The sequence below is a fragment of the Calothrix sp. CBUCES-K 9914 genome (assembly GCF_059640475.1).
Genome location: NZ_JBXXZH010000301.1, coordinates 1 through 10,079, shown reverse-complemented (window position 1 = coordinate 10,079; position 10,079 = coordinate 1). Strand labels below are relative to the sequence as shown.

Below are 10,079 nucleotides of genomic sequence, written 5' to 3'. Positions count from 1 at the left end.
GACGAGTTGGGTTAGTCGAAGATGGCAGAACATTCGCTTCACCACATACCTTAATAATGTCGGGTGCATGTCCTCCTCCGGCGCCTTCGGTATGGTAAGTATGGATAACACGGTTCTTGAAAGCGGCAATAGTATCTTCAACAAAACCAGCTTCGTTGAGAGTATCAGTATGTATAGCCACCTGCACATCATAATCATCGGCAACACTTAAACAAGTATCGATAGCAGCAGGTGTAGTTCCCCAATCTTCATGTAACTTCAACCCCATAGCACCTGCTTCAATTTGTTCAACAAGTCCTTGAGGTTGACTACTATTACCCTTCCCCATAAATCCTAAATTCATCGGAAACGCATCAGCAGCTTGTAACATCCGGTAAATATTCCAAGGCCCCGGCGTACAAGTAGTAGCATTTGTACCCGCAGCAGGACCCGTCCCACCACCTATCATCGTCGTAATACCCGATGCTATAGCGACTTCTATTTGCTGCGGACAAATAAAATGTATGTGAGTATCAATACCACCAGCAGTGAGAATCATTCCCTCACCTGCTATCGCTTCCGTTCCCGGCCCAATAATAATGTCTACATTGTCTTGAATATAAGGATTTCCAGCTTTACCTATTTTGTATATCTTCCCGTCCTTAATTCCAATGTCAGCTTTAACAATACCCCACCAGTCAAGAATTAAAGCATTGGTAATTACAGCATCAACGGCGCCGTCTTGGTTCGAGATAGGCGCCTGTCCCATACCATCACGAATAACTTTACCTCCGCCAAACTTAACTTCATCGCCATATATAGTAAAGTCACGCTCAACCTCTATAAATAACTCAGTGTCAGCAAGACGAACTTTATCGCCAACTGTAGGACCAAAAGTTTCCGCATACGCGCGGCGCGACATTCGATAGCTCATTATTAGCACTCCTAGGGACGGTGTTGTATTAATTTGAATATTTTTGAGCAAATTTAGGAAGGTGACATAAAATATTCTCAATAAATTTATAAATTTGTCATAAGTGGAAATATAAAGATACAAATATTAATAGAAAAAGGAATCAAGTGCAAAATATGGGTAAGTGATTTCAGTAAAAATGATATTTCTAATTCCAGTATAAATACTGGTAGATTGAAATATTTACATGGGCAAGCTAAAAGTAGCGCTAAATTTTAGGGGAAGTATATTAAATGTTACTTGAAGCACTATTTGTTTTTGGTACTTTAGTACTTAAATAGTTTGTCAAACAAGCCACCGAAAAAGTCATTAGTCATTGGGCAAACTTTTTCAGTAAACAAAATTCTTCAAATCAACATGCAAACACCCCTTACAGTAATAAGACTGCTAAAGATGTAACGCAGGAGCTAGAGGTCATTGATGTTGAGTTTGTCGAACTTGAACGCAAAGTGGAACGTGACGGTTACACATCTCGACGAGACCAAGAACGAATACAAGAGCTAAAGCTTTTACGAACTGATAAATTTCAGGAATATCAAAAATTGAAATCGGCGGAAATTGTAGAGGAGCAGTGTGCAAGTCCAGAAGACTATGAGACCTCATCTTTAGAAGATAATAAAGCTCATATACTGCAATTTCATATGGGTCAAGTTGTCCTAGAGAAAAAATGCAGTTGTGGAAAACCTATGATATTACAATCCAAAAGCCACCTTGATGGTAGCCTTTACCAACTGAGTGACTTTTTTTGGGCTTGTACTGGCTTCTACAATAACCCACTTATGCAATGTAGAAATACACAAAGCTTTACTGCTAAGGATTTAGGGTTTTTACACAAGTCTAATATTTTTGAGTTTCAAGTTTCAAACCAAGAACTTTCCACTATTTTTCATGATGCATCCGTAGAAAAATCAGCTGTAAAGCGAATCAAATTACACCTGAGACAAAAGGATGATGAAGTATTTTGTCCTGTGCATCATGTACCTATGATTTTACGTGAAAAACACAATCATGCAGGCGTTGATCTAGATATGTTTTTTCTTGCATGTCCTCACTATCCATGTCAACAAAAGGTTAAATTAAAATCACCCGCTCAATTAGCTGCTTACTTGAAACGTAGGGAAGGACGCGGTATTATATAATCTTAAATAAAAAGTCGGTTCTACGCCGTAACTGTTATCATTAAGAAAGCATTGTGACAACTTGCGACTTGAAAAAAATGAAAACCTTTACTGCCATTATTGAGCGAGATATTGAAACAAATCTTTACGTCGGATATATTCCTGGGTTTGCAGGAGCGCACTCTCAAGGTAAAACAATAGATGAATTACAAGAAAATCTTAGAGAAGTGCTTGAAATGCTTCTCGAAGATGAAAATGTTTCATTTACCACTCAATTCGTTGGTACGCAACAGATTGTGTTGCAATAAATTATGAGTAATGTTCCTGTCTTAAAGCCACAAGAGGTTGTGAGCATTCTTGAAAACTTGGGTTTTGTAGAAGTGCGTCAAAAAGGGGTTCTTGCGTACTTAACGTGCTAAAATATTAGCGTAACTATTTATATTTCAGTAAAATTAATTATGAAAAGAATCCTTACTCAACTATTAAACTTGCCAGACGTAGTAGTAGAATCAAGTCTACAAGAGGGTTCTGTCTTAATTTTATCAGTAAGTAAAAAGGTGAAAAGTGCAGTATGCCCGCATTGCGGTACAAAGTCGCCCAAGGGTTCGTCAGTTTGGCGGGACGGAAGCCGACACCGCCAACTGACTCAGAACATTTACACCAGAATCAAAAACACCTAGTAAAAGATTTACCAATGGGAGATAAAGAGGTAATACTAAATTTAAATAGGCGAAGATTTAAGTGTAAAAAATGTCGAAAAACTTTTAGCGAGCCTCTTGATTTTGTTGGAACGAAAAAGGGGTTTACGCATCGATACGCAGAACATATTGTTAAACAACTTATTAGTAGTAATGTAAGTAATGTGGCAGAAAATAATGGATTAACCGACGAAGAAGTTAATTCGATGCTTGAAGATGTAGCAGAAAATATATTACCAATGGACTTAAACAATTTAAGAAGATTAGGAATCGATGAAATAAGTTTAGTAAAAGGGCAAGGAAAATTTATTGTTGTACTTGTAGACATAGATTCAGGAAAATTAATAGGGTTAGTAAAAGAACGAAAACAAATTGAAATAGAAAATGTTATGAGAAACTGGGGAGAAGAAGTTCTAGAACGAATAGAAGAAGTAAGTATGGATATGACCGGAAATTATAAAAGTTTAGTTGATAAGATTTGCCCAAATCCTGTCGTAACGGTGGATAGGTTCCATGTTACCAAAATAGTACATGAAGAATTGAACCAAGCTAGAATAGCAGAAAAGAAAACAGCATTAGAGTTAAATGTTGAGGATAGAAAAAAAGTTTTTGATAGTTTAAAAGGCAATAAGTTTACAATTTTAAAAGCAGAAGATAAGCTGACTGATAAACAAAAAATAAAATTAGATACAATCAGAAAAGCATCTCCTTTAATAGCAATAATGCATTCATTAAAAGAAGAATTTAGTGATTTATTTGATACTAGTAAAGATTCAGGAACCGGAATATTAGGTTTACTCGATTGGTTAGAAAAAGCTGAACCTTATTATCAGAAAAGTGTTAAGACAATTAAGCGGTGGTTTGGAGAAATAGCCGGATATTTTGAAAGAAAAACTACTAATGGAGTAGTAGAAGGGATTAATAATAAACTGAAGCTAATAAAACGAAATGGATTTGGCTTTAGGAACTTTCGCAATTTTGAAATTAGAGCTTTACTTTCTTGGCATTATAATATTAATCTAGCACGTTAAGTACGCAAGAACCAAAATTTCATAAATACAAGAATCATCATTTTCTGGAAAATTTTGTTTAATAATAACGTTTCTAATTGTTCTTAAATCAAAAGACATTTTATACTCACCTAATGTTGAATAATTGAGTTTATTCAACTTATTTTGATGACTAGGTAATTTTGAGGGCAACTGCAACTGAAATTTTGTAAAAAATTCATCATCATAAATAATACTATCTGGTATAGTCTCATTTTCTTCAAATATTTTTCTCAGTTTATTCCGTTTATCCTTCTTTGGAAATCTTTGTTTTATAAAGTAATATATCGACATTAATCTTTGCTGACCATCAATTACTAGAAAGCTATTTCGCGAAGCTTCATAAAGAAATATTTGCGGGATGGGCAAGCCAATAATTATTGATTCTATTAATTTTGAGGCACGTTTCATATCCCAAACATAATTTCGTTGAAATGCAGGAACTTTGATTGCTCCAGATTCCATAAAATCATATAATGTTTTTGTATTAAAATCATTTGGAGATGTGGTTATTTCGTATTCTGTTATTGTATAACCATCATTATCTTCATAATCCTCATGTGATTCAAACCAATCTTCATTGCTATTATCAGAATTATGTTTGAAAATTGATGTTGAGATATCCATTAATTTATGTCCTGTTCTTAACTAAAATAATCAATCTTAGGAAATTGTGCCTAATGATTCAAATTATCCATGTACGATATAGATTATACACCTTAACAATTTTATACACCTATATTATATAGTATATATTAATTGTTGATATAATAAATATTACATTTGCCTAATTTTGACAGATATATGGGAATAATTCACTTTCAGCAGACAGTCTTTTTAAACCAAGTATATAGCATGGTTTCTGGCACAAAATCATTATGCCTTTTATAAAGATAATTATTATCAAATATAATAGACCTCCTTAAATACTTAAAAAGGGTCTAGCCAAAACATTTTATCACCTTGTTTTTTATACTATTAGATAAAATTAATCCGTGATATCAAAATCTACCATGTGGTTTAGTTTAAGATATTTTGCTATCAGTAAATCAAGTTTTATTAACTTTTATTGCATTGGGTTGAGATTTTCCCAATCCGCTATTTGTACTTCGGCGCCATTACGAAACATTCGTTTTTGTAAGCGGGGAAAATCAGCTATGTCAAAAAGGCGCCTTTCTCCACCAACTATATATACTAGGTTTTCATCAAAGGGGTTGCGAAGATGGTGGGCGAGTGAGGGAGTTGGAAAACCCATGAAGTCACCGGCACCTACTTCAAATTCTTCATCGTCAATTTCTGCAATACCGCGTCCAGAAAGAATATATATAAACTCTTCTTCAAATTGATGCGAGTGATAAATAAAGGATTCTTTGCCAGGAGGAATATGCGCCAAAGTAATTCCAATCCTCTCTAAACCAACAGCTTGACCTAAGAATACACCCTTAATTTCGGAATTACTGTTCCAAGGATGAGAAAAGCTGTGTTCTTGTAGCTGCTTTATTGCTTCCGCGCGGATTAATGGATGTGGATTTTGGTTTTCGCTCATATTGAATAGAGGATTACGAGTACATTTGCCCCCCTCTCCTTTTAGGATACTGCTGGCGAATCGGGGGTGGCGCCCATCACAATAACGATTTTGCGTCATTCCAGACCTCGTAGAGACGCGATTAATCGCGTCTCTACCCACCAATTTGTGTGAAATGAGGGGTCTGAACCTCTATTTGCCAGCAGTATCCTTTTAGGAGAGGGGTTGGGGGAGAGGTTTATCAACACCTACAAAGCGCCATTAATCAATCCATTAAAACCATACACCTGGCGCCTACCCATCAACGGTACTAAAACAATCTCTTTTTCATCACCGGGTTCAAAACGTACCGCAGTACCAGCAGGAATATCGAGACGCATCCCGCGCGCTTGCTGTCTGTCGAAGCGTAATGCTGTATTGACTTCAAAAAAATGAAAATGTGAACCTACTTGAATTGGTCTATCTCCAGTATTTGCAACCTGTAGTCTTACAGTTTCACGTCCTGCGTTCAATTCAATTTCGCCATCTGGCGTAATAATTTCCCCTGGAATCATAAAATTTAAAGTCTATTGAATAGGATTATGTACAGTGACAAGCTTAGTACCATCTGGGAAAGTTGCTTCTACTTGTACTTCATGTACCATTTCTGGTACACCTTCCATTACATCATCCCGTTTTAATAACGTTGTACCAAAACTCATTAACTCAGCAACGGTGCGTCCATCCCTGGCGCCTTCTAATATAGCAGCAGTAATAAAAGCAACTGCTTCCGGGTAATTTAACTTTAAACCTCGGTCTTTACGTCTTTCTGCCAATAAAGCAGCAGTAAAAATTAGTAATTTATCTTTTTCCTGCGGCGTTAGCTGCATTTACTACCCCTTTATATTTGCCAAACACGCGGTATGCAGTCAGAACGTCCTAAAAATGATTGCCGTAATAACTGCCACACTGCCGTAAACCAGTTTCTCACCTCACTGGTAGAACTACCACGATATCTACACAAAAATCCATGTTCCAACCGAGTCACCCCGAAGGAGTGCTGAGTGTTGAGTGCTGAGTGCTGAGTGTAAGAACGGATTTTTTCAATAAATTCTGGTGATACTGCTTGACTAATATATATAAAAGTACCTACAACGGATTGTCCGTTTAATGCATGGGGACTATGAAATACTTCTTCACTACCTGGCAACCATTGTCTATCTACCCATAACGGTTTACCTTGCTGCCAAATTTCTGTGTGACTTTTCCAGTTGCCGTGTAAAAACTTCTCACCCCGCGCGCTACGTCCAAACCGCGTAATTTCCCAGCCTACAAAAGTAGCATTTTCGGCTAAATCTATACGTGTGTTTTGGCGATATACGGCGCCATCAAAAACAATTGTTTCTTGCGGTAGCCATTCTAAAGTGGCGCCTTCATTAACTTCGATATTAATGTTTTGTGTGGCTTGGTGCCCGTTACTACGATAAATCTTACTTGCTGCTGCTGTAGTAATTAATACTTGTGCTTTTGGTTGAAGTTGGAAATTACAAGATAATTTATCACCTCCAACAACACCCCCAGCAGTATGTAATATTATACTATGACAAACTAATTTACCTTCCGGGTAAAATGGACGCTGCACTTTTAAAGGTGCTTGATGATGAGCATGAATTAGTTGCGTTGCATCTTGGCGATGTGCATACACTAAATCCAGTTTGCCATGCCAGCTATTTGATGTAGTATTTACTGTGATGTTTGATGTCATTCTTTATTTATAAGATAAATTGAGTATACATGGAAAGTAAAATAACATTACGGCAAGGTAGAACTCTTGACGCTCATCCCTGTGCTTTAATTTGCTATGAGGCTTTTAATAATATCGCTGACAAACATAACTTTCCAAGATATTTTACTTCTCTACAGGAAGTTATAGATTGGTTTATAGGTAAATTCAAAAATCAAAATGTTTATTCGGTAATTGCGGAAATAGACGGACAAATAGTTGGAAGTAATTTTCTGAAGATAAGGGGAGAAATTGCTGGTGTTGGACCTGTTACAGTTGCTCCAAATGTACAGAATGACTCGGTTGGTCGGCAACTAATGGAAAATGTATTAGAGTATGCCCAACAAAAAGCTTCTGTAAGTGTTCGACTCGTGCAGGCTGGCTATGACAATTGCTCTTTAGCTCTATACACCAAGCTTGGATTCAATATACAAGAACCACTTGTAGTTATACAAGGTAATGCTTTGAATTTAGAAATTTCAGGATATCAGGTTCGCTCTTGCACTCAAGATGATATCAATGCGTGTAACCAGCTTTGTTTTAAGGTTCACGGTTGCGACCGCCAACAAGAACTTATAGAAGCGGTAAAACGACTCACCGCAAATGTTGTTACTCATGACGGTCAAATAACAGGATATTCGAGCATGGTTGGGTTCTATGGATATGCTGTTGGCAAAAGTAACGAAGAATTGAAAGCGCTTATCGGCGCCGCAACAAGTTTTGCTAAACCAGGATTTATCTTACCAACGCGCAACAGCGAGCTATTTCGCTGGTGTTTAGAGAAAGGTTTGCGTGTGGTGGCGCCAATGAATTTAATGACTTTTGGGCTGTATAACGAACCTATTGGCGCCTTTTTACCTTCGATTTTTTGGTAGTTCAACCAATGGTCTCTATAAATAGAACGTGGCGTCAGGCGCCTCAGCTTTACTTGTACCCCGAACGGTATTTTACTTATTTGCAACAGGCAAAACCCGTAATTTCCCAGCCGATAAAGTTCGAGTTTTCGTCTAAATTGCTTGAATAACTAGTCAATCCTTGAGATTACTTTCTTATTAATTTTTCAGCAAGCCCTAATTATCAGCCACATTGGTAATCAACGGAAGCAGTTACTTGATTTTGAAATACAAAAAGAAAAATAAACATAAAAATTACGAAAAGTAGAGAGTCATGTATGATTTACTGTAATGTTTAATATCATTTGTTATTTGTAAAATAAATTGAGTATATAAATGGAAAGTAAAAGTTTTTAGCTTCGATTTTTTGGTAGCTCAAGCAATTCCTTGTATAATTTGGGTAGCTCCTGAATCAAAATAAGCTTTAACAAGCTTCTACCAAGGTCTAATATAATGTGGTGTTGTGATTTTAATTGGTGTAGTTATTAGCCACATTGGTAATCAGCGGAAGCAATTGCTTGATGTTCAAATGCAAAAAGTAGATACTGCAACATTACGGGAAATCGAGAGAGAAGTTGGATTTAAAGGAATGTAAAAGATTTCTGATTTCTTTAAGAAGTCGGGAATCTAAATGTAAATGCAGAAATTACTTGACTTCACTTGGATTAAAATCGGTGATTCGTCCCTGTTTAATTGCGACAACGACATCATATGTTGCACAATAAGCAAAGGTAGTGTTGTTGGCTTTGTTATAAAGGTTTACAACCATTCCGGCGCCACCAGGTTGAACAGAAATTGGTTCTAAGTCACCGAAGAAGTATCGACGTAGTTCGTTACCGCTACCGAATTGACCTTTGTGTTTAGTTAGAGTATCTATTTTTTGAGAAGTTGTTAAACCTGTTGCATCTTTATTGTTTTGTTTGGACATCACTTGCATAGCAACTGCTTGAGTATCATGTGATTGTGTGAACGTACTTAGTGAGGCGCCACTAGCAGTAATTAAACCAGCCAAAGCAGCAGTAGCAACAATATTTTTGATTTTCATGATTTTTGGTTCCTGTAATTATAATTTGATGAAATAGAAAGTAAACTATGAATTTGAGGTATCGGATAAACTGCGTTTCTCTCTTGTTTATCAATATCTACCCCTTTGCTGAGTTTTTGCTGAGAATTAGATGAATTGAAGTTAAAAGCTGTCAGTTTTCTTTCTTATTAGGCCAACATTCCAACAAACTGTTTCTCAACCGCTTTTGAGTCCTAACGAATACTTGCAAGATCAATTGCAACTAAATAGACATCTCCAGATAGACATTTCCAGATAGACATTTCCAGAAATTGTGTAGAAACGCGATTGAACCCTTGTCTCTACGAGAATTTCAGCCCGTGCCTAATTCTTTTCCAGAGATGTCTAATCTGTTTACGCTTCAAGTTACTTTGCGTTCTTTAAATCGGATGCTGTGATGCCTTCTAAAGCTAGACCATAGCCAATTCCCTCACTGACAAGACGCTTGAGGCGCTGAGTGAGAACAACTCGTGTGTAGCGCAGGTTGAGGGTGGGTTGTTTAGCAAGCTGTTTCGCCAATTCCCACGCTCGTGCCATTAATTGGTCGGGGGGCAGCACTTCATTCACCACGCCATACTCATGAGCTTTCTGAGCCGTTAACGTTTCCTGAGTTAGGAGAAAGTAGCGTCCGCGAGTCGATCCTAAAACCAAAGGCCATAAAATATGTACCCCATCACCAGGAACAATGCCTGCATTCAAGTGAGGCATATCTTGAAACACCGTAGTCTCGGAAGCAAGCACAATGTCAGTAGTGATAATGTACTCGCTATGCAGCAGGGCTGGACCATTTACCGCAGAAATTATTGGGACTTCTATGTCGAGCAGGTTTTGTAGGACTTTCTTGCCCTCCCAAAAGGTTTTATCCCATTCATGGGGATTGGTAACATCACCCACAATACTGCTCGGTTAAGCGGGAGCATAGCCTAAAATAAAGAAAAGTTTGTTCGCGTTTTTCTAACGCGAACAAAATCGAATAAAATTTATATAAACGAACCCGCATGAGCAAGTATCTCTCAAGA

Annotated in this window: 12 protein-coding genes and 1 pseudogene; 5 read left to right on the top strand and 8 right to left on the bottom strand. The window is 37.2% G+C overall.

The annotated features are described in order from the left end of the window. Window positions 1-913: urease subunit alpha (locus tag AC2JBO_RS38810; RefSeq protein WP_496958967.1), on the bottom strand; the 913-nt coding region annotated here is incomplete at its 3' end. Window positions 914-1,401: 488 nt separating this feature from the next. Between AC2JBO_RS38810 and AC2JBO_RS38805 the strand changes: the two genes are divergently transcribed. The 3 genes and pseudogenes from AC2JBO_RS38805 (at window position 1,402) to AC2JBO_RS38795 (ending at window position 3,799) form a co-directional block, all read left to right on the top strand. Then, the gene (locus tag AC2JBO_RS38805) at window positions 1,402-2,091 is read left to right on the top strand and encodes a hypothetical protein (RefSeq protein WP_496958966.1); all 690 of its coding nucleotides are present in this window, start codon (window positions 1,402-1,404) and stop codon (window positions 2,089-2,091) included. A gap of 77 nt (window positions 2,092-2,168) precedes the next feature. Then, on the top strand, window positions 2,169-2,378 hold the full coding sequence (locus AC2JBO_RS38800) for a type II toxin-antitoxin system HicB family antitoxin (RefSeq protein WP_496958965.1): 210 nt from the start codon (window positions 2,169-2,171) through the stop codon (window positions 2,376-2,378). A gap of 150 nt (window positions 2,379-2,528) precedes the next feature. Further along, window positions 2,529-3,799: pseudogene (locus AC2JBO_RS38795) on the top strand (ISL3 family transposase). Here AC2JBO_RS38795 and AC2JBO_RS38790 read toward each other — a convergent pair. The 5 genes from AC2JBO_RS38790 to AC2JBO_RS38770 all read right to left on the bottom strand — a co-directional run bounded on the left by AC2JBO_RS38790 (window position 3,788) and on the right by AC2JBO_RS38770 (window position 7,086). Continuing rightward, the gene (locus tag AC2JBO_RS38790) at window positions 3,788-4,444 is read right to left on the bottom strand and encodes a DUF262 domain-containing protein (RefSeq protein ID WP_496958964.1); all 657 of its coding nucleotides are present in this window, start codon (window positions 4,442-4,444) and stop codon (window positions 3,788-3,790) included. The pseudogene AC2JBO_RS38795 and the gene AC2JBO_RS38790 overlap by 12 nt on opposite strands. Before the next feature lie 439 nt (window positions 4,445-4,883). Then, window positions 4,884-5,462: a cupin domain-containing protein gene (locus AC2JBO_RS38785; protein WP_496958963.1), complete on the bottom strand. Its 579-nt coding sequence runs from the start codon at window positions 5,460-5,462 to the stop codon at window positions 4,884-4,886. Window positions 5,463-5,590: 128 nt separating this feature from the next. Beyond that, a complete protein-coding gene (locus AC2JBO_RS38780) occupies window positions 5,591-5,896 on the bottom strand; it encodes an urease subunit beta (protein ID WP_496958962.1) in 306 nt (101 codons plus the stop codon). A gap of 12 nt (window positions 5,897-5,908) precedes the next feature. Further along, window positions 5,909-6,211, bottom strand: coding sequence for an urease subunit gamma (gene ureA, locus AC2JBO_RS38775; RefSeq protein WP_496958961.1), 303 nt, complete (start codon window positions 6,209-6,211; stop codon window positions 5,909-5,911). Between the two features lie 11 nt (window positions 6,212-6,222). Further along, window positions 6,223-7,086: an urease accessory protein UreD gene (locus AC2JBO_RS38770; protein ID WP_496958960.1), complete on the bottom strand. Its 864-nt coding sequence runs from the start codon at window positions 7,084-7,086 to the stop codon at window positions 6,223-6,225. A gap of 29 nt (window positions 7,087-7,115) precedes the next feature. Here AC2JBO_RS38770 and AC2JBO_RS38765 point away from each other — a divergent pair, with 29 nt between their 5' ends. Both AC2JBO_RS38765 and AC2JBO_RS38760 read left to right on the top strand, forming a co-directional pair. Continuing rightward, window positions 7,116-7,979, top strand: a complete 864-nt coding sequence (locus tag AC2JBO_RS38765; protein ID WP_496958959.1) for a GNAT family N-acetyltransferase — start codon at window positions 7,116-7,118, stop codon at window positions 7,977-7,979. Window positions 7,980-8,460: 481 nt separating this feature from the next. Then, window positions 8,461-8,592, top strand: a complete 132-nt coding sequence (locus AC2JBO_RS38760) for a hypothetical protein (RefSeq protein WP_496958958.1) — start codon at window positions 8,461-8,463, stop codon at window positions 8,590-8,592. A gap of 51 nt (window positions 8,593-8,643) precedes the next feature. On the opposite strand, the gene AC2JBO_RS38755 is transcribed toward AC2JBO_RS38760, so the two are convergent. Together AC2JBO_RS38755 and AC2JBO_RS38750 are read right to left on the bottom strand one after the other, a co-directional pair. After that, window positions 8,644-9,042 (bottom strand): hypothetical protein, encoded by a 399-nt coding sequence (locus tag AC2JBO_RS38755; RefSeq protein WP_496958957.1) that lies wholly within the window; start codon window positions 9,040-9,042, stop codon window positions 8,644-8,646. A gap of 384 nt (window positions 9,043-9,426) precedes the next feature. Next, on the bottom strand, window positions 9,427-9,954 hold the full coding sequence (locus tag AC2JBO_RS38750; RefSeq protein ID WP_496958956.1) for an enoyl-CoA hydratase/isomerase family protein: 528 nt from the start codon (window positions 9,952-9,954) through the stop codon (window positions 9,427-9,429). Window positions 9,955-10,079: the final 125 nt, after the last annotated feature.

Coding starts and splice junctions, on each gene's coding strand:
- ureA (WP_496958961.1), bottom strand. CDS start 6,211: ATGCAGCTAACGCCGCAGGAAAAAGATAAATTACTAATTTTTACTGCT.
- AC2JBO_RS38790 (WP_496958964.1), bottom strand. CDS start 4,444: ATGGATATCTCAACATCAATTTTCAAACATAATTCTGATAATAGCAAT.
- AC2JBO_RS38800 (WP_496958965.1), top strand. CDS start 2,169: ATGAAAACCTTTACTGCCATTATTGAGCGAGATATTGAAACAAATCTT.
- AC2JBO_RS38765 (WP_496958959.1), top strand. CDS start 7,116: ATGGAAAGTAAAATAACATTACGGCAAGGTAGAACTCTTGACGCTCAT.
- AC2JBO_RS38770 (WP_496958960.1), bottom strand. CDS start 7,086: ATGACATCAAACATCACAGTAAATACTACATCAAATAGCTGGCATGGC.
- AC2JBO_RS38780 (WP_496958962.1), bottom strand. CDS start 5,896: ATGATTCCAGGGGAAATTATTACGCCAGATGGCGAAATTGAATTGAAC.
- AC2JBO_RS38785 (WP_496958963.1), bottom strand. CDS start 5,462: ATGACGCAAAATCGTTATTGTGATGGGCGCCACCCCCGATTCGCCAGC.
- AC2JBO_RS38755 (WP_496958957.1), bottom strand. CDS start 9,042: ATGAAAATCAAAAATATTGTTGCTACTGCTGCTTTGGCTGGTTTAATT.